Raw genomic sequence first — 18543 nt, forward strand, 5'->3', positions numbered from 1 at the left:
TTGTCAGGGATTAGGCTAGTCTTGGCTATGTCTGTGCCTGCTTTGATCGGGTTGGTTTTACTGTAACTAATCAGCATACGATATATTCAATGGTCGGCATGATTTGGGACGTTATATCTCTCCCATTTTAGGGCGCCGTTTGATATTTTGTTTTCCCTGAAAATCAGCGGCTTTTCGTCAATAAATAGAAAATCAAAAGTGTGAGTCAGCTCAAACTATGATTTGGTTGGGTTATCACTCACTTAATAGCGGGTAATTGCAATCAAGACTTGCAGTTAAAGCCCCGAACAAGTAACGTTGCGGCGTTTTTCACATTAAAAAGGTAACGGCATTGATCTCCACAGCAAATATCACCCAACAATTCGGCGCTAAGCCACTTTTCGAAAATATTTCAGTTAAGTTCGGCGAAGGCAACCGCTACGGTTTAATCGGCGCGAATGGCTGTGGTAAATCGACGTTCATGAAGATCCTATCTGGTGAACTTGAGCCAAGTGCTGGTAACGTAAGCTACGATCCAAACGAGCGCGTAGCTAAACTAAACCAAGACCAATTTGCTTACGAAGAATTCACGGTAATCGACACGGTTATCATGGGTCACAAAGAGCTTTGGGCTATTAAGCAAGAGCGTGACCGCATTTACTCTTTGCCTGAAATGAGCGAAGAAGACGGCATGAAGGTAGCTGATCTTGAAGTTCAGTTCGCTGAAATGGACGGTTACATGGCAGAAGCGAAAGCGGGTGAGCTTCTTCTTGCGGTAGGTATTGAAGAATCTATGCACTTCGGTCTAATGAGCGAAGTAGCACCAGGTTGGAAACTTCGTGTTCTATTGTCTCAAGTACTGTTTGCAGACCCGCATATCATGCTTCTTGACGAACCAACGAACAACCTGGACATGGACACCATCAAGTGGTTGGAAGATACGCTAAACCAACGTAACTGCACAATGATCATCATTTCGCACGACCGTCACTTCCTAAACTCTGTTTGTACACACATGGCTGACCTTGATTACGGCGAACTTCGTCTATTCCCTGGTAACTACGATGAGTACATGACAGCTGCGACACAAGCTCGTGAGCGTCTACTGTCTGACAACGCGAAGAAGAAAGCACAAATTGCTGAACTTCAAACGTTCGTATCTCGTTTCTCTGCTAACGCATCTAAAGCGAAGCAAGCAACGTCTCGTGCTAAGCAGATCGATAAGATTCAACTAGACGAAGTTAAAGCATCTAGCCGTCAAAACCCATTCATCCGTTTCGAACAGTCTAAAGAGCTATTCCGTAACGCACTTGTGGTTGAAAACCTATCTCAAGGTTTTGAAGAAGACCTATACAACAAGTTCGACGGTATTTTCGAAGTAGGTGAGCGTGTTGCTATCATCGGTGAGAACGGTGTGGGTAAAACAACGCTACTGAACACACTAGCTGGCGCTCTTGAGCCACGTACTGGTGAGTACAAGTGGTCTGAAAACTCAAACATCGGTTACTACGCTCAAGATCACGCACACGATTTCGAGACAGACATGAACTTGTTTGATTGGATGAGCCAATGGCGCCAAGAAGGCGAAGACGAGCAAGTTGTTCGTGGTTTCCTAGGTCGTATGCTATTTGGTCAAGACGACATTAAGAAATCTGTAAAGGTTATCTCTGGTGGTGAACAAGGTCGTATGCTTCTTGGTAAGATCATGATGCACAAGCCAAACATCCTGCTTATGGATGAACCAACGAACCACATGGATATGGAATCTATCGAAGCGCTTAACTTGGCTCTTGAGAACTACAAAGGCACATTGTTCTTCGTATCTCACGACCGTGTATTCGTAGACTCGCTTGCAACTCGTATCCTTGAAATCAAAGATGGCAAGATCAACGATTTCCGCGGTACTTACGCTGAGTTCTTGAAAGCACGCGGCTAAGCTTTAAGTTAGCCTTAGTTTTCAACTCAATGCGTTGGAAATTCAGCCATAAGCTATAAACCGAAAATTAAAAATTAAAAACGCCGTCATACTGAAAAGCATGACGGCGTTTTTGTATCTTGTATCTAGCTAAGTTTCTATGTATCTATCCTTGAAGGGTCACTAACTCTTTACATCAGAACTTTACAATTAGAAGCGGTTAGTGAATCTCCAATCGAACCTACGCTTTTTTCCGACTGCTGATTATTCACCTTTCACATCAAATTCAATCTTCTCTGCGCCAGTGAACACTTGGAAACGCAGGCCTTTAGCACGAGCGATGGTCGTGATACCAAATTGCTGAGCCAAATCTAAACCCATTTGCGTTACGCCTGAACGTGATAACAGAACAGGAATACCCATCTGCGCCACTTTGATGACCATTTCAGAAGTCAGGCGGCCAGTAGTATAAAAAATCTTATCTTTACCAGACTCTTTGTTAAGCCAGATCTCACCAGCCAACGTATCTACCGCATTGTGACGGCCAACATCTTCAACAAACGATAGAACCTTGTCATCTTTGCAAACTGCGCAACCATGTACCGCGCCAGCTTTCTTGTACGTGTCGTTGTAATGGGTCAGTGCTTCTAAAGCCGTGTAAATTTCAGATTGCTTAATCTTGGTCTGAGGCACTTGGTAATCTTCCAACTGCTTCATCACGTTACCAAACATAGTGCCCTGACCACAGCCAGAGGTCACCGTCTTCTTCTTAAGCGCTTGCTCAAGCTGGCTCGTATCTTCATTGGTAATGACCGCTGCAGAGCTGGTTTCCCAATCAATGATGATAGATTCAACCGCATCAGGGTCAGAAAGGAAGCTTTGGTTCTTCAAATAACCCAAGACTAAAGATTCAGGACGTGAGCCGAGCGTCATCAGGGTTACGATCTCTTTCCAGTTCAACATGACGGTAAGAGGGCGTTCACAAGCGATCTGTTTGGTTAGCTTCTCACCATATTCATCAAACACTTCAACTTCGATTGTTTGAAGTGGGTTTTCACTAGTTTTTATTATGTTTGGTTTTACCACAGTCACGTCCTACTTAATGAGATAGCGATTTTAAGAGATAAGAAGTTAACAAGAGGGTCTAACGCCGATCCTGTTAATCGATTCTTTAACTCATGCTTAAAGCAAATCTTATTCCAAAATAACGGGTATTCAGGAAAACATGAAGCATTCGATTAAAATAGCGCAAAATATGAGAGTTCACCGAGTGGAGTTGTATGAAATAACCAGTATCGACTAACGTTAAGTGACAACTTGATAAAGAACATTGTAGATGTGCTATTGGAGTTAACCTGTATTGGCGTGTTTATTGCTTGATAGCGCTTATAGGATTGAGCTAAGTACAAAATGTCCTAAGCACATTCAGACCAGAGAAAATCAATTGGGTGAAGTATGTCTGAGATAAAAGAATTCAAAGAACAATATGAAAAAACAGAAGCAGCTTGGCCAATCGGTGTCCAAAGAATAGAGAAAGAGATCAAAACAGGTATCTGGGTAACCACTCAATGGGAATTGAAGGGGTTTGAACTGTCACCAGAAGATGACGCCCAAGACGTTTGTTTACTTCAGTTACACAAAGACGAACGTACTGACTACCGTTTCAATTTAAGCTCCCAACAACCAAAGCTTTTCTTAGTAATGGATAATGTCGATTCTGATGTTAAGCCCGTCATTCAGTTACTTACTGCCTCACAAACCGTTGCAGGGCAATACATGGACGGTGACAACCAAGTACTTTCCTACGACATTCCTTTGCCCGTACAGGCTTGGATGGAAGCGTTCATTGGTCGTCATGGCGAGTTATTAGAAACAAGACGTAAGAAACGCAAAGGCGCGGGAAGATCAAATGGCAACTAACTTCTTTAGCCGTTGGTCTCAACGAAAGCTTGATGGACCCACTGACGAACCTTTGGAAGTAGAGCAAACACTGGAAGCACCAGAACTCACTTCCTCTGATTCTTCATCTTCTGAGATTTCGCCTGCTGATTTTTCGTCTGAAATGGAAGCAGTAGCGCCTCAGTCTTTAGAGAGTGAAGCTTCAGAAACCAATGAAGACGTTCACGCTGCTGACGTTCAAGATCCCGCACCAGAAGCCACTGAAGATTTGTCTGTTGCTCAATTATTAGTGTCAGAAGCCTCAGAAAGCGTAAAAAAAGCCGCATTACGTAAACTATTCCTCTCAGAAGAGTTCAACGTTCGTGATGGTTTAGATGATTACGACGACGATTACAGCAATTTGAAGTCTCTGTCTGAAGGAGTTGCAGAAACCTTGCGTGATTGGGTAAAAGACAAGACTGAAGAGGAAGCACCAAGCGAGACTGAGCAAGTTGCTGATAATGAAGAAAAAACCGTGATTAATGAGGTTGATGACCCTATTAATGAAGCCGAAGATACCGAGTCAGAACTCAGTGAAAGTGCCGAAATAGCCGAAGAAGAAAAAGACCTGTATAAAAACACAGTGCCTGATGTTAACGCTGCATTATCAGACGAAGATGACCTGACAGAGGTGGGACAAAATATACCACACAAAAAATAGGTACATTTTGACTAAATACTCAATGAACCGCTTGCGACAAAATGTCCCAAGCGGTTTTTTTATACGCACAACAAACGCCTTGATCAATTAACTTACTGATATATATAGATTTTTAAATTGGCATGGCATTTGCTATTTAACGTTCATTATCAACTTTTTTGTAGATGGGCGAGTTAGATTGGCTGGATGATGAATCGCTAACCAAAGCGCTTGTTAACCGATTACTCAGCAAGTTCTCTAACGCTAACTACAATGAAGGTTGAACAGATTATCCATGTCCAAAGATGGAACTGAGCAATGCTTAAACAATTATTAGAACAAGCAACTTCAAATAACGCTAAAGCAAGACGGTATGCATTTGAAAATACAGTAGAGTTAACAAATCTGATTCCACCTACTGTTAGCTACGAAAGCGGCGGTAATACACTTGTTATTGGTCCAACTGCGATCATTGAAAGTGCTGCAGCTCAATTACCTCAATTAACGAGCTTAACCTTATTGTCAACAGACGGCGAAAAGGGCGCAAACCCAGAACTGTACTTCGCGAATTCGGTTCAAGTATCCGGTTTCCTTGGCACGTTTGAAGTCGTGATTGAGAGTAAAGGCACATCAAGCAACCTAGCGAAAGTCGCCATTAATCACGATTGTTTCGATGTTGTTCTAGACCTGTGTCTGAATAGCTGCATGACAGAAGAAGTGCCTGTCCCTGGTTATTACCCAGTAGGCCGTGGCTATCCAAAACTGGCCGAAGCACTGGAAGAGATTCCAACGCTAATGGGGACTTTTGATAAGCCTAAGTTTTTCCGTCTAGACACTGACCTTTGTGCACACAGCTCTCGTGGCGTAAAAGGCTGTGAGCGTTGTGTTGATGCTTGTCCTGCTGGCGCACTATCAAGTGAAGGCTCAGATAAGACAGGTCACAAGATCGAGATTAACCCTTATCTATGTCAAGGCGTCGGAACTTGTGCAACAAGCTGTCCTACAGAGGCGATTACCTATGCGCTTCCAAATCCTGACGATACGCAAAAGTTCATTGAACGTACGCTAGCTAACTATGAACATGCGGGCGGTCTGGACCCAATCGTACTTATCTGTAGCTCACGTCATGAAACTTACAACGTGATGGCTCTTAAAGCGCTGCCAGATAACGTTATTCCAATCGTTGTTGAAGAACTGCCTTCTATTGGTATTGATACTTGGTTTGCAGCGCTAGTGAATGGCGCAACTCAAGTTCTATTTGCTGCTTCTCGCTTTATGCCAGAGACGATCATTCGTGTTCTGAATAACGAAGTAGGGATCGCTCAAGAGTTACTAGACCAAATCGGTGTTCCAAAAGAAACCATCGATATCCTGTATTTAGAATCTCTACGTGAAGGTCCTCCAACACTGTGCGTTGATTCATTCGACCTTGCACTTGGCGATCTTCAAGGCAATAAACGTCAACGTCTGTTCACAGCACTTGATGCGATGTCTTCATCTCGTATTCCGGTTGAGAATATTGTTGAGCTTCCTTCGAATGCACCATACGGCACGGTTTCGTGTGAAAGCAAAGATTGTACGTTATGCATGAGTTGTGTTGCGGTTTGTCCTACACGTGCTCTTCATACCGACGGCGCATCTCCATCACTTAAGTTTGTAGAACAAGACTGTATTCAATGTGGTCTGTGTGAAAAGGCATGTCCTGAGAATGTTCTTACTCTGACTCCTCGCATGAATTGGGTGAAAGAAGAACGTCAGAACGCAGTTGTGATTCATGAAGAGAAAGCAGCGGAATGTTTACGTTGTCATAAACCATTCGCACCGCAGTCTATGATTGACATGTTACAAAACAAGTTACGCGGTCACTCTCATTTTTCAGACGAATCAGCAATCAACCGTATTGCGATGTGTGAAGACTGCCGTGTGGTGGACATGTTCGATTCAATGGCTCAAGACCCATTGAAACAATTGAAATACTAGGAGTTGGCCTTGGAAACTCATTTAGATCAAGCACAAGAACCTGAACAAAAACTAGAACAAGAACAGACACTAAGAACTGAAATCTATTTGGTTCTTTCTGCACTTTTTCGTAGCGCACCTTCTGAAGAGGTGATCGACTTTCTCAAGACACTAGACATTGAAGCGTCGGAAAGTGCGATGCAAAAGGCTTGGATTGCGATTCAACAAGCGGCAACCGAATCAAACCGCGAAGCACTAGAAGATGAATATCAGAATCTTTTCATTGGCATTGGTCGTGGGGAGATTGTTCCTTTTGGTTCTTGGCATAGAACTGGCGCCATGATGGAAAAACCATTAGCAGAGATTCGTCATGACCTAGAGCTCTTAGGCATTGAGCGTGATGATCAAGTGAAAGAGCCAGAAGATCATATTGCTGCATTGTGTGAAGTAATGGCGATGCTAACCGGTGAAGAAGAAGCGCTTCAACAAGCCGTTTTCAATAAGCACCTTGGCCCTTGGTTTAACTCTTTTACGCGTCAGCTTGAAAGTGCAGAAAGTGCGAACTTCTACAAATCAGCAGCTCAGCTGTGTGAAGCATTCTTAACGTTGGAGCAAGTTCGTTTCAGCGTGAATACAAAAAGCAGTAAACACAAATTAAAGATTGATGTGAAAAACGTCACTGATTACGAGTAATCGAGCAGTACGCGATTATATCGATAGAGGGGCATGAAGCCTCCAAAAAGATCTACCGTAAGGTAAGGAAGCAATGATGAAAGATAATAAAGAAATAGATACAAGCCGTAGAGACTTACTCAAAGGTTTAACGACTGCAGCCGTTGCTGGTGCCGTTGTCGCTGGAACAACCAAAGTGGCAACCGCTTCAGAAACGATTGAAATGCCTGAAAAAGACGTGAAGAAGACGGACTATCGTGAAACGCAGCATATTCGCGACTACTACGACACACTTTAGGAGATAACGGATGAAACTTGTCAAACGCTCCGATAGTGTGAGCAAAGAAACCAATCAGTTAGGCGTGTCTCGACGTGCCTTCATGAAAAATACTTCATTAGCGGCTGGTGGCGCGGTAGTAGGCGCAAGTCTATTCGCACCAGGCATGATGAAGAAAGCACAGGCTAAATCAGTCGATCCAGAAGCGAAAACAGAAGTGAAACGTACTATCTGTTCTCACTGTTCTGTAGGTTGTGGTATCTATGCTGAAGTTCAAAATGGTGTGTGGACGGGTCAAGAGCCTGCATTTGATCACCCATTCAACGCTGGTGGACATTGTGCAAAAGGTGCTGCACTTCGTGAGCACGGCCACGGTGAACGTCGTCTTAAGTACCCAATGAAATTGGAAGGCGGTAAGTGGAAGAAGCTTTCTTGGGAACAAGCGATTGAAGAAATCGGCAACAAAGCGCTAGAACTTCGTAAAGAATCTGGCCCTGATTCGGTTTACTTCTTGGGTAGTGCGAAACACAGTAACGAGCAAGCTTACGCATTCCGTAAGATGGCGTCGCTTTGGGGCACGAACAACGTTGACCACCAAGCGCGTATTTGTCACTCAACCACAGTAGCCGGTGTTGCGAACACTTGGGGTTACGGTGCGATGACAAACTCGTTCAATGACATGCACAACTGTAAATCAATGCTATTCATTGGTTCAAACCCTGCAGAAGCTCACCCAGTTGCGATGCAACACATCCTGATCGCGAAAGAGAAGAACAACTGTAAGATCGTGGTTGCCGATCCTCGTCGCACGCGTACTGCTGCGAAATCTGATCACTACGTATCATTGCGTCCAGGTTCAGATGTTGCCTTCATTTGGGGCATCTTATGGCATGTATTTGGAAACCAATGGGAAGACAAAGAGTTCATTCGCCAACGTGTATTCGGCATGGAAGAAATCCGTGAAGAAGTGGCGAAATGGAACCCAGCAGAAGTTGAGCGTGTAACTGGTGTAAGCGAAGAAGACGTTTACCACACAGCAAAACTGCTTTCTGAAAACCGTCCGGGTTGTATCGTTTGGTGTATGGGTGGTACTCAACATACTACTGGTAACAACAACACGCGTGCTTACTGTGTACTTGAGCTTGCGCTAGGTAACATTGGTAAATCAGGCGGTGGTGCAAACATTTTCCGTGGTCACGATAACGTACAAGGCGCAACTGACCTTGGCGTATTGTCTGACACGCTTCCAGGTTACTACGGTCTGTCTGAAGGTTCTTGGCGCCACTGGTCTAAAGTTTGGGACATCGACTTTGACTGGGTGAAAGGACGTTTCGACGACAACGCATACGGTGGTCAAAAACCAATGAACAGTGCAGGTATTCCTGTATCTCGTTGGGTTGATGGCGTACTTGAAGACAAAGACAAGATCCGTCAGCGCGAAAACATCCGCGCGATGTTCTACTGGGGTCACGCGGTGAACTCTCAGACTCGTGGTCCAGAGATGAAGAAGGCGATGCAGAAGCTGGATATGATGGTTATCGTTGACCCATACCCAACAGTCGCAGCAGTAATGAACGATCGAACAGATGGCGTTTACTTGCTTCCAGCAACCACTCAATTTGAAACCTACGGCAGTGTAACGGCATCAAACCGTTCTCTACAGTGGCGCGACAAGGTTGTTGATCCTCTGTTCGAATCTAAGCCTGATCATGAAATAATGTACCTTCTTTCTAAGAAGCTTGGTTTCTCTGAGCAACTGTTCAAAAACATCCGTGTTGAGAACAACCAACCATTGATTGAAGACATTACTCGTGAATTCAACAAAGGTATGTGGACGATCGGATATACAGGTCAAAGCCCAGAGCGTTTGAAAGAACACCAAAAAAACTGGCATACGTTCCACAAAACAACGCTTGCTGCAGAAGGCGGCCCAGCGAATGGCGAGACTTACGGTCTTCCTTGGCCATGCTGGGGCAACCCAGAGATGAAACACCCAGGTACGCATATCCTTTACGATACGTCTAAACCTGTTGCTGAGGGCGGCGGTAACTTCCGTACTCGTTTCGGTGTCGAATTTGAAGGTCAAAGTCTATTGGCTGAAGACAGCTACTCAAAAGGCAGCGAAATCAAAGACGGTTACCCAGAATTCAGTGACAAACTGCTGAAACAACTGGGTTGGTGGGACGATCTAACCGCAGAAGAGAAAGCTTCAGCGGAAGGTAAGAACTGGAAGACTGACGTTTCTGGTGGTATCCAGCGTGTGGCTATCAAACATGGTTGTATCCCGTTTGGTAATGCGAAAGCGCGTGCGATTGTTTGGACATTCCCAGACCGCGTACCACTGCACCGTGAACCACTTTACACGCCACGTCGTGATCTTGTTGCAGACTACCCAACATGGGATGACAAGGAAGCAATCTTCCGTGTTCCTACGTTGTACAAATCAATTCAAGACCAAGACAAGTCTGCTGAATACCCAATCATTCTGACTTCTGGTCGTCTGGTTGAGTACGAAGGTGGTGGTGAAGAAACCCGTTCTAACCCTTGGCTAGCGGAACTACAACAAGAGATGTTTGTTGAAGTGAACCCGAAAGACGCAAACGACATTGGCTTTAAAGATGGTGATGATGTTTGGGTTGAAGGTGCTGAGAAAGGCCGCATCAAGGTGAAAGCGATGGTTACTCGTCGTGTTAAACCGGGTTTAGCGTTCTTGCCGTTCCACTTCGGTGGTAAGTTTGAAGGTGAAGACTTACGTTCTAAATACCCAGAAGGCTCTGATCCTTACGTTATTGGCGAAGCTGCCAATACAGCAACCACATATGGTTACGACCCTGTCACGTTGATGCAGGAAACGAAAGTAACCCTTTGTAATATTCGTAAAGCGTAAGGAGTCTTAAAATGGCTAGAATGAAATTTCTTTGTGACACCAAACGTTGTATCGAATGTAACGGTTGTGTCACTGCATGTAAGAACGAAAATGATGATGCTCTGGAATGGGGTATTCAACGTCGCCGCGTTGTGACACTGAACGATGGTGAACCGGGTGAAAACTCTATCTCAGTCGCATGTATGCACTGTACTGATGCCCCTTGTATGGCAGTTTGCCCAGCAGACTGTTTTGAACATACAGAAGACGGCATCGTACTTCACAATAAAGATCTATGTATCGGTTGTGGTTACTGCTTGTTTGCTTGTCCGTTTGGCGCACCTCAATTCCCTAAACAGGAAGCCTTTGGTGAGCGCGGTAAAATGGACAAATGTACCTTCTGTGCTGGCGGCCCTGAAACAGAACCAGGTTCTGTGGAAGAGCGTCAGAAGTACGGTGCGAACCGTATTGCTGAAGGCAAGCTACCAATGTGTGCTTCGCTTTGTTCAACAAAAGCGCTGCTTGCAGGTGATGCTGAGCAAGTCTCTGATATCTTCCGTCAGCGTGTTGTAGAACGTGGTGCGAAAGGTGCTGGTTGGACAGACGGCAACGACCTTTCTTACGATGCGATGAAGAGCTAGTTAGGAGAGACATATGCTTACAATGTTTAAGCGTCTCTTCCTTGTTGTGCTGCCGATGTTGGCAGCACTAACAATGCTGTCTCCTTTGAGTCATGCATCTGAGACGAACTCATCACAAACTCAATCGAGCTCTGCTGAAAGAGAAATTACACAACTTGCTGGCGCTGATTTTTGGCGACAAGTAAGAAACGGTGAGGAAGGTTACACCACATCTCAATCTGCTGAGCACGGTGTGTTAATCAGTACGCCCGGGCAAACGTGGTACATATTGAAAGAGAAGTGGATGTCGCCAGCCGGCGCAGTTGCTATCTTTGGCAGTATTGCTTTCGTTACTCTAATGTACGTTGTGATTGGCCCATTAATGCTGAGTGCGCCAAGAACTGGCCGTAAGATCAAGCGTTGGTCTCGACTGGATCGTGCGTTGCACTGGAGCATGGCGTTTACCTTCTTAACACTGGCGTTCAGTGGTTTGATGTTGGTTTACGGTAAACACTTCTTGAAACCTTATATTCCAACCGATTTATGGGGCTTCATCGTTCTATTGGCGAAGCAATACCACAACTACATCGGCCCGATTTTCTATGTGCTGTTGATGGCTGTTCTAATCAAGTGGTGGCGCAAATCGATCTTCAAAATGGTCGATATCCAGTGGTTTATAAAACTGGGTGGTATGGTCGGGAAACATAAAGGTTCTCATCCATCTGCAGAGTTTTCGAACGCGGGTGAGAAAGCGCTATTCTGGCTATTGATTGTTATGGGTAGTGTCGCTGCGATCAGTGGCTTGGTTTTAGACTTCCCAATCTTCGGCCAAACCCGACGCGATATGGAGCTTTCGAACTTAGTTCACATGCTTGCTGCTCTGATCCTTATCTGTGGTTTTGTGTTCCACATCTATATTGGCTTGTTCGGTATGGAAGGCGCACTAGAAGGCATGGTAACCGGTGAAGTCGATGAGACTTGGGCTAAAGAGCACCATGACCTTTGGTACAAAGAAGTGATGGAACAAGAGAAAAACAGCGTTGAACAAAGCGCTAACGTAGCAACAGAGAAAACGGAAGGGGTGAATAAGAATGAACAAACCTCATAAGGGTATTTGGGTTGCTTACATCCTAAGCTGCTTTACCCCATTTACTTGTCTTCTGTCTGGTGTGATTGCCATCGTCTACGCGGGCTATCGATTAGATAAAGGCGAAGACTGCGAAGTAGTGGATACCCATTACTACGGCTTGATTCGCTCGTTCTTCTTGAACCTGACGTTCTTTGTTGTGCTTATCGTCACGGTAGCAACCTCTAACGGCGTGTTGATCGGTGTGAACGATTACTGGTATCAAAACCATATTATCGATGATATCGCTTACTACATTCCATATGTGGGCATGTTGTTTGGTGGTGTTGCGATTGTGGTGTGGTTTATTCGTATGTATCAAGGCATGCAGCGCTTAAGTCAAAACCTACCGCAAAGCCCGACAACAGGACCAAACCTGTAGTGAGTATCAAACGAACTAGATAACAACTTATCTAGAACGATTTACTCAAAGCAACCATCGTATAGAAAGCCCAGTGATTCGAGTCACTGGGCTTTTTTTGTCCATCTAGAACAAGTGTCTAGTCAACTTGGAAGAAGATTTTCAGCTAATTCTTCAAAATGTTTGGGGTAGCTCTAAAACAGAACCAAGCTTGATATTGACCGCGCTAATATGGTGCAACTCCCTCAATTGGTGCAATTAATTTTAAACATCTCTCCGTCTCAAATGTCCAAAAAAGTGCACTGATAATTTAAATCTTATAAAATCAAAGATTTAAATTGAAAGCTTGTTGCACGAAAATTACGTGAGCGTGTTGGAACGCATCTTGCGTTTACTGTTGAGTCTTTAATTAATTACGGCATCAATTCGCACGGTTCTAGTGCAATTGAGACAAAGCTAAGGGAGAGAGCTTTAATGAGTCAAACGGTTAACCAAGTTCATAGCGCAGTACAGAGCTTGACGCAGAGTTCGGATACTCTGTTTTTATTATTAGGCGCGATCATGGTCTTCTTAATGCATGCTGGTTTTGCATTTTTGGAAGTCGGTACAGTTAGAAAGAAGAACCAAGTTAATGCGTTGGTCAAGATCCTCTCGGACTTTGGAGTCTCCGCCATTGCTTACTTCTTTATCGGTTACTGGGTCGCTTACGGCGCGCACTTTTTTGCCGACGCAGAAACGCTATCGCAAGGGAATGGATACGAGCTGGTTAAGTTTTTCTTCCTAATGACCTTTGCCGCAGCGATTCCAGCGATCGTTTCTGGTGGTATCGCAGAGCGCGCACGTTTCTATCCAATCTTGATTGCAACACTGTTTACCGTTGGATTCATCTACCCGTTTTTTGAAGGCATCATCTGGAACGGCAATTTTGGCTTTCAAGATTGGCTTGAGGTGCAATTCGGTTATGGCTTCCATGACTTTGCAGGATCTGTTGTGGTTCATGGTGTTGGCGGCTGGATTGCATTGGTTGCAGTATACTTTCTTGGCATGCGTAAAGGCCGTATCCGCGCAGGCAAACACACCAACTTCGCACCATCAAACATTCCTTTCTTAGCATTGGGTTCTTGGATCTTATGTGTGGGTTGGTTTGGCTTCAACGTGATGTCAGCTCAGGCTATCAATGGCATCAGCGGCCTAGTAGCCATGAACTCACTTATGGCGATGGTCGGCGGCATTCTAGCAGCGCTTGTGGCAGGCAAAAATGACCCAGGCTTTATCCATAACGGTCCTTTGGCTGGCTTAGTAGCAATTTGTGCCGGCTCAGATTTAATGCACCCATTAGGTGCTTTGGTAACAGGCGGCGTAGCTGGCGCATTGTTCGTTTACTTGTTCACTTACATGCAGAACAAAACACAGATAGATGATGTGCTAGGTGTGTGGCCACTGCACGGTGTATGTGGTGCATGGGGTGGCATTGCAGCGGGTATCTTCGGTCAGCAAGCATTCTGGGGGCTAGGGGGCGTGAGCTTGACCGCTCAGGTGATTGGGACGCTAGCGGGCATTACGGTAGCTTTAATCGGTGCATTGGTTGTCTACGGTGTGTTGAGCAAAGTAACGGGACTAAGGTTAAGTGAAGAAGACGAATTTAACGGTGCGGATCTTTCAATCCATAAGATCTCGTCTATCAACGAAGACTAACGTCGTTCGTTTTGATGGGTTAAAGCTAAATCTAGTAGACATCAGTTAAACAAATCTAAGCGGCTTCGGTCGCTTTTTTATTTCTGTGAAAAGCAAAACAGAGAGTTTGAGTAAGAACGGCAACAACTATCAAGCGAGTTATGTCACAAATAGCCAATGAATTCAGTTGGCTAAGACTATGGTCTAATCCCTAAAACTATTGTTGGAATTTGAACAGTGCTAAGCTGTTACCAAGTGACATATTGAAAAGGACGTTATATGCATTTCCCATATCGAAATATCGTAATTCTTACTGGCGCCGGTATCTCTGCGGAGTCGGGGATACAAACATTCCGAGCACAAGACGGATTATGGGAAAACCATAAAATCGAGGATGTTGCGACACCTGAAGGTTTTGCAAAAGATCCTGACCTTGTACAAGCGTTTTACAACAAGCGTCGTCATGGATTACAGAGTGAAAGTATCTTTCCAAATTCAGCCCACAAGGCGCTAGGAGAGCTTGAAGATAAGCTCGACGGCAAAGTAACCATCATCACTCAGAACATCGACAATCTGCATGAGCGCGGTGGTAGCAGCAATATCATCCACATGCACGGTGAGCTTCTTAAGGCACGTTGTAGCGAGTCAAACCAAGTTCTAGAGCACAAAGACGACATTCATACTGGTGAATTGTGCCATTGTTGCCAGATACCAGCTCAAATGCGCCCTCATATTGTGTGGTTTGGCGAAATGCCATTGAGGATGGGCGACATTTATTCAGCGTTAGAAGAAGCTGATTTGTTCATCTCGATCGGCACGTCAGGTGTGGTTTATCCAGCCGCAGGTTTTGTACATGATGCTAAAATGCATGGAGCACATACGATCGAGATAAACCTCGAACCCAGTGCGGTAGAGAGTGAATTTGAAGAGAAACGTTACGGTAAGGCGAGTATCGAGGTACCTAAGCTAGTCGGTGAGCTATTGCTGTCAGAGAAGGGGTCTCTAACGGCCTGACCTTGTGCCAATAAATTGATTGACCCGCTTAAGGTTGGAACTTGAGAGCTCGTTATCAGCAACAGTTATCATTTATCATTTATCATTTATCAGTGGCAAACTGACATTTATTCAGATGAGGCTCTAGTCATCGGTTTGCCTTGTTGTCTCTATATTCAGGTAATTTGTTTCTAGATTAGGACAAGACGTGCACCAAGAGTTTTGAACAGGTCTTTGAGCTTTTTTCATTTCGTACATCGCTTTATCGGATTCAACCAATGCCTGTTTAAAATTATCTCGGCTGGTCACTTCGATACCGTAAGAAAAACTGATGTTCTCACCATGCAGTAAGTTATTGACTTGGCTGACAAACTCACCACCACGACCGAGTTGAGCCGTTGCAACAAACTCATCACCACCCACTCTAAACACCATTTCATCTTCCAAAGCAGTTTGCCTCAGAGCCTGAGAGAAACGAACAATCATTAAATCTCCAACTTTGTGGCCTTTAAGGTCGTTTGTCTCTTTTAGTCCATCTAAGTCGAAGTAAATGAGCTCAAACTCTGCAAGTTTGATCGCGTCAAACTTTTTGCGATTATACAAACCAGTAAGCTCGTCGCGTTTACCTTGGTCTTTGATTTTGCCAGTTAATTCTGTAATGCCGTAAGCGATCAATAGAAATGCGATTTGTAGTAGACCATCTTCCAAGAAGGTATCTATTAGTTCATTTTGGTCAGCCCACTCATCAAGATGTTTAAGCTCGGTTGATACGTCATAAAATAGGTTAAAAATGAGTAATAGAGCGCCGTAGCGAAGAGCTTTGTGGGGACGAATAGCGTGACGCGCAACATAATAGATGTACATAATGATCACGAGGGTATTTGTTTCGAAAAACAAATCATAATTTGAATCAATATGAATAAATGAACTCAAGCCAAGCATCAACAGTGACGCTAACAGCATAAAAGTCACAACTAACAGGATAGGGTTTGCTTGCATATGTAATCGCACTTCGTATTGTTTGTTCAATCCTATATAATTTCTGAATAAAAATAAAGCGGCTTACGCCGCTTTATTTAACTTACTAGCAACAATTAAACTATTGTTAATAAGCAGGTGAGTTGCTAGCAAACAAATTAGTTGTCTACTTTAAGTTTTTGAAAGTACTCGTCATAAATAACGCTCGCTTCGCCAACTTCGTCTTGCCAAACACCATTATCAATCACTGATTGTGGCGGGAAAACGTTCTTATCTTCAGAAAATTCTTTCGGAAGAAGAGGGTAAGCTGTTTTAACTGGTGTTGGGTAACCAATCTCTAGAGCAATTTTCGCAGCGTTCTCTGGACGAAGAAGGAAGTCGATCATCTTGTGTGCCGCTTCAGTGTTCTTAGCGCCTGCTGGAATCGCTAGGCTGTCCATCCAGAAGATAGCGCCTTTCTCTGGCCAGATGATGTCAATTGTTGCGCCTTCTTGGCGTGCCATGTAAGCAGAGCCATTCCAAAGCATACCAAGAGACACTTCACCCGCTAGGTAAGGGTTTGCTGGGAAATCTGAGTTAAATACCAATACGTTTGGCATTAGTTTACGAAGTTCTTCGTAAGCTTCTTTGATTTCTTCAGGGTTAGTCGTGTTTGGAGAGTAACCCAGTTTAGATAGAGCAATATGGAAAACCTCACGAGAGTCATCCATCATCATCAGTTGACCTTCCCACTGTGTATCCCACAGATCGCCCCAGTTTTTAACTGAAGACTTGTCTAGCATATCTGAGTTGATACCAATACCCGTTGCGCCCCAGATGTATGGGATCGAGTAGTTGTTGCTTGGGTCAAATGGCTTATCTAAGTAATTTGGATCCAAATCTGCAAAGTGGCTTAGCTTAGTTTTATCAAGCTCTTGAAGCATGCCTTCTTTACGCATCTTAGAAACGAAGTAAGTAGAAGGAACGACCAAGTCGTAACCCGTACCTTGAGTTTTTAACTTAGCGTACATGCTTTCGTTAGACTCATAAGTTGAGTAATAGACTTTAATGCCAGTCTCTTCAGTGAAGTCTTCTAGTACTTCATTTGGAATATATTCAGACCAGTTGTAAAAATACAGTTCTTGGTCAGCTGCGAAAGAGGGTGTAGAAAGTAAAGTAGCAGCACACAATGCGCCGGTATACAGTGTTTTTTTCATTACTGTTCCGTTCATTTGTTTGATTTGGAGCTGGGTATTGAACCCAAAGTAAATGGATTTCTAAAAATCGCGCTAAATTATAGCAGTGATATAACAAAATAGGCAGCCTAAGCTGCCTATTCATTGATATTCTTATTTTTTACTTATTGATGATCTAACTAGGTTTGTTAAGTAAACCAGTTACTTATTAGCCTCTGTTGACCGGAGCAATAAGATAACGAACTCGCTTACTGACCGGCTTTAAGCTTCATGAAGTAATCTTCGTACTTCACTGTCTTGTCGCCAACCGCGGCTTGCCATTCAACACGGTCAAGGTCTTCTTGCGACGGGAACAGAGCAGGGCTGTCTTTGAACTTCTCGTTTGACGCTTTAACGGCTGTTAGGTAACCAGTGTCACGCGAAATTTGCTCAGCAATTTCAGGGCGAAGTAGAAAGTCGATCATCTTATGAGCTGCTTCTACGTTTACAGCGCCAGAACTGATAGCAAAGTTATCAACCCAACCGATGCCGCCTTCTTTAGGGAAAACCAGTTTAATCGGCAGACCTTCATTTTGCGCAGCAGCAGCTGAGCCGTTCCAAAGCATACCAAGACCGACTTCACCAGACATGTATGGCGCGCCAGGGTTATCTGAGTTAAATACTAGAACGTTCGGCATTAGTTTTTTTAGCTCAGCGTATGCTTCGTCGATCTCTTTTTCGTTAGTTGTGTTACCAGAGTAACCTAACTTGCGCAGTGCGATGTGGAACACTTCACGCGTGTCGTCCATCATCATAAGTTGACCTTCAAGCTCTGGCTTCCATAAATCAGCCCAGCTTTGGAAATCTTCTGGATCGTACATGTCTGTGTTAACAGCAAGACCTGTGATCGCCACTACGTGTGGAATAGAGTAGTCGTTGTTCGGGTCATATGGCTTATCTAGGTAGTTTGTATCTAGATTCTTGAAATTGTTCAGCTTGGTTTTGTCGATCTTTTGAAGCATGCCTTCGTCGCGCATTTTAGACACGAAGTAGGTCGATGGAACGACAAGGTCGTAACCTTTGTTGTGTGTTTTCAATTTGGCATACAAAGTCTCATTAGACTCGTAAGTCGAGTAAATCACTTTGATGCCCGTTTCATCCGTGAACTGTTCTAAGATCTCACTGTTGATGTAAGGTCCCCAGTTCATGAATACCAATTCTTTGTCATCTTTTGCGAACGATGGTGCAGATAACATTGAAAGCGCACATGCACTACCAGCTAATAGAGTAGCCCATTTTTTCATTGACGTTAGCTCCAAACTAAACGTTGCCTAAAGGCAGTAGATAGAAAAACAGAATGGCAATTTACCATTCTGTTTATGATTAACACT

Annotated in this window: 16 protein-coding genes; 12 read left to right on the forward strand and 4 right to left on the reverse strand. The window is 44.1% G+C overall.

Going from position 1 to position 18543, the window contains the following annotated elements; translation table 11 throughout:
• Positions 1 to 331: 331 nt before the first annotated feature.
• Positions 332 to 1915, forward strand: a complete 1584-nt coding sequence (locus tag OCV44_RS07460; RefSeq protein ID WP_009846736.1) for an ABC-F family ATPase — start codon at positions 332 to 334, stop codon at positions 1913 to 1915.
• Between the two features lie 243 nt (positions 1916 to 2158).
• On the opposite strand, the gene fdhD is transcribed toward OCV44_RS07460, so the two are convergent.
• Positions 2159 to 2980, reverse strand: coding sequence for a formate dehydrogenase accessory sulfurtransferase FdhD (gene fdhD / locus OCV44_RS07465; protein ID WP_139683912.1), 822 nt, complete (start codon positions 2978 to 2980; stop codon positions 2159 to 2161).
• Between the two features lie 369 nt (positions 2981 to 3349).
• On the opposite strand from fdhD, the gene OCV44_RS07470 reads away from it, so the two are divergent.
• The 11 genes from OCV44_RS07470 (at position 3350) to cobB (ending at position 15041) form a co-directional block, all read left to right on the forward strand.
• Entirely contained in the window at positions 3350 to 3814 is a 465-nt protein-coding gene (locus OCV44_RS07470; RefSeq protein ID WP_135443078.1) for a DUF3305 domain-containing protein, read from the forward strand.
• The gene (locus OCV44_RS07475) at positions 3804 to 4493 is read left to right on the forward strand and encodes a DUF3306 domain-containing protein (RefSeq protein ID WP_139683911.1); all 690 of its coding nucleotides are present in this window, start codon (positions 3804 to 3806) and stop codon (positions 4491 to 4493) included. Before OCV44_RS07470 ends, OCV44_RS07475 begins: the two co-directional genes overlap by 11 nt.
• 297 nt (positions 4494 to 4790) lie before the next feature.
• A complete protein-coding gene (locus OCV44_RS07480) occupies positions 4791 to 6452 on the forward strand; it encodes a 4Fe-4S binding protein (protein WP_139683910.1) in 1662 nt (553 codons plus the stop codon).
• Between the two features lie 9 nt (positions 6453 to 6461).
• Complete coding sequence (locus tag OCV44_RS07485) at positions 6462 to 7124, forward strand: TorD/DmsD family molecular chaperone (protein WP_139683909.1); 663 nt, start codon at positions 6462 to 6464, stop codon at positions 7122 to 7124.
• A 76-nt stretch (positions 7125 to 7200) separates the two neighbouring features.
• Positions 7201 to 7401, forward strand: coding sequence for a twin-arginine translocation signal domain-containing protein (locus OCV44_RS07490; protein WP_170213695.1), 201 nt, complete (start codon positions 7201 to 7203; stop codon positions 7399 to 7401).
• A 10-nt stretch (positions 7402 to 7411) separates the two neighbouring features.
• On the forward strand, positions 7412 to 10267 hold the full coding sequence (locus OCV44_RS07495) for a formate dehydrogenase subunit alpha (RefSeq protein WP_139683907.1): 2856 nt from the start codon (positions 7412 to 7414) through the stop codon (positions 10265 to 10267).
• Positions 10268 to 10278: 11 nt separating this feature from the next.
• A complete protein-coding gene (fdh3B, locus tag OCV44_RS07500) occupies positions 10279 to 10887 on the forward strand; it encodes a formate dehydrogenase FDH3 subunit beta (RefSeq protein WP_010440854.1) in 609 nt (202 codons plus the stop codon).
• Positions 10888 to 10900: 13 nt separating this feature from the next.
• Entirely contained in the window at positions 10901 to 11974 is a 1074-nt protein-coding gene (locus tag OCV44_RS07505; protein WP_139683906.1) for a formate dehydrogenase subunit gamma, read from the forward strand.
• Positions 11958 to 12374, forward strand: a complete 417-nt coding sequence (locus OCV44_RS07510; RefSeq protein WP_139683905.1) for a hypothetical protein — start codon at positions 11958 to 11960, stop codon at positions 12372 to 12374. Before OCV44_RS07505 ends, OCV44_RS07510 begins: the two co-directional genes overlap by 17 nt.
• Positions 12375 to 12827: 453 nt before the next feature.
• Positions 12828 to 14048, forward strand: a complete 1221-nt coding sequence (locus tag OCV44_RS07515; RefSeq protein ID WP_139683904.1) for an ammonium transporter — start codon at positions 12828 to 12830, stop codon at positions 14046 to 14048.
• 258 nt (positions 14049 to 14306) lie between these two features.
• The gene (cobB, locus tag OCV44_RS07520; RefSeq protein WP_065680375.1) at positions 14307 to 15041 is read left to right on the forward strand and encodes a Sir2 family NAD+-dependent deacetylase; all 735 of its coding nucleotides are present in this window, start codon (positions 14307 to 14309) and stop codon (positions 15039 to 15041) included.
• A gap of 123 nt (positions 15042 to 15164) precedes the next feature.
• Here the strand turns inward: cobB and OCV44_RS07525 are convergent, their stop codons facing one another.
• The 3 genes from OCV44_RS07525 to OCV44_RS07535 form a co-directional block, all read right to left on the reverse strand.
• The gene (locus OCV44_RS07525) at positions 15165 to 16031 is read right to left on the reverse strand and encodes a GGDEF domain-containing protein (protein WP_139684049.1); all 867 of its coding nucleotides are present in this window, start codon (positions 16029 to 16031) and stop codon (positions 15165 to 15167) included.
• Between the two features lie 125 nt (positions 16032 to 16156).
• Entirely contained in the window at positions 16157 to 17194 is a 1038-nt protein-coding gene (locus tag OCV44_RS07530) for an extracellular solute-binding protein (protein WP_139683903.1), read from the reverse strand.
• A 227-nt stretch (positions 17195 to 17421) separates the two neighbouring features.
• A complete protein-coding gene (locus OCV44_RS07535) occupies positions 17422 to 18456 on the reverse strand; it encodes an extracellular solute-binding protein (RefSeq protein WP_139683902.1) in 1035 nt (344 codons plus the stop codon).
• Positions 18457 to 18543 lie beyond the last annotated feature (87 nt).

The organism is Vibrio tasmaniensis (assembly GCF_024347635.1).
GTDB lineage: Bacteria > Pseudomonadota > Gammaproteobacteria > Enterobacterales > Vibrionaceae > Vibrio > Vibrio tasmaniensis.

Bases quoted from the DNA above. Each gene is read 5' to 3' on its own strand.
- OCV44_RS07510 (WP_139683905.1), top strand. From the start codon at position 11,958: ATGAACAAACCTCATAAGGGTATTTGGGTTGCTTACATCCTAAGCTGC.
- OCV44_RS07480 (WP_139683910.1), top strand. From the start codon at position 4,791: ATGCTTAAACAATTATTAGAACAAGCAACTTCAAATAACGCTAAAGCA.
- cobB (WP_065680375.1), top strand. From the start codon at position 14,307: ATGCATTTCCCATATCGAAATATCGTAATTCTTACTGGCGCCGGTATC.
- OCV44_RS07475 (WP_139683911.1), top strand. From the start codon at position 3,804: ATGGCAACTAACTTCTTTAGCCGTTGGTCTCAACGAAAGCTTGATGGA.
- fdh3B (WP_010440854.1), top strand. From the start codon at position 10,279: ATGGCTAGAATGAAATTTCTTTGTGACACCAAACGTTGTATCGAATGT.
- OCV44_RS07530 (WP_139683903.1), bottom strand. From the start codon at position 17,194: ATGAAAAAAACACTGTATACCGGCGCATTGTGTGCTGCTACTTTACTT.
- OCV44_RS07490 (WP_170213695.1), top strand. From the start codon at position 7,201: ATGAAAGATAATAAAGAAATAGATACAAGCCGTAGAGACTTACTCAAA.
- OCV44_RS07505 (WP_139683906.1), top strand. From the start codon at position 10,901: ATGCTTACAATGTTTAAGCGTCTCTTCCTTGTTGTGCTGCCGATGTTG.
- OCV44_RS07515 (WP_139683904.1), top strand. From the start codon at position 12,828: ATGAGTCAAACGGTTAACCAAGTTCATAGCGCAGTACAGAGCTTGACG.
- OCV44_RS07470 (WP_135443078.1), top strand. From the start codon at position 3,350: ATGTCTGAGATAAAAGAATTCAAAGAACAATATGAAAAAACAGAAGCA.
- OCV44_RS07495 (WP_139683907.1), top strand. From the start codon at position 7,412: ATGAAACTTGTCAAACGCTCCGATAGTGTGAGCAAAGAAACCAATCAG.
- OCV44_RS07535 (WP_139683902.1), bottom strand. From the start codon at position 18,456: ATGAAAAAATGGGCTACTCTATTAGCTGGTAGTGCATGTGCGCTTTCA.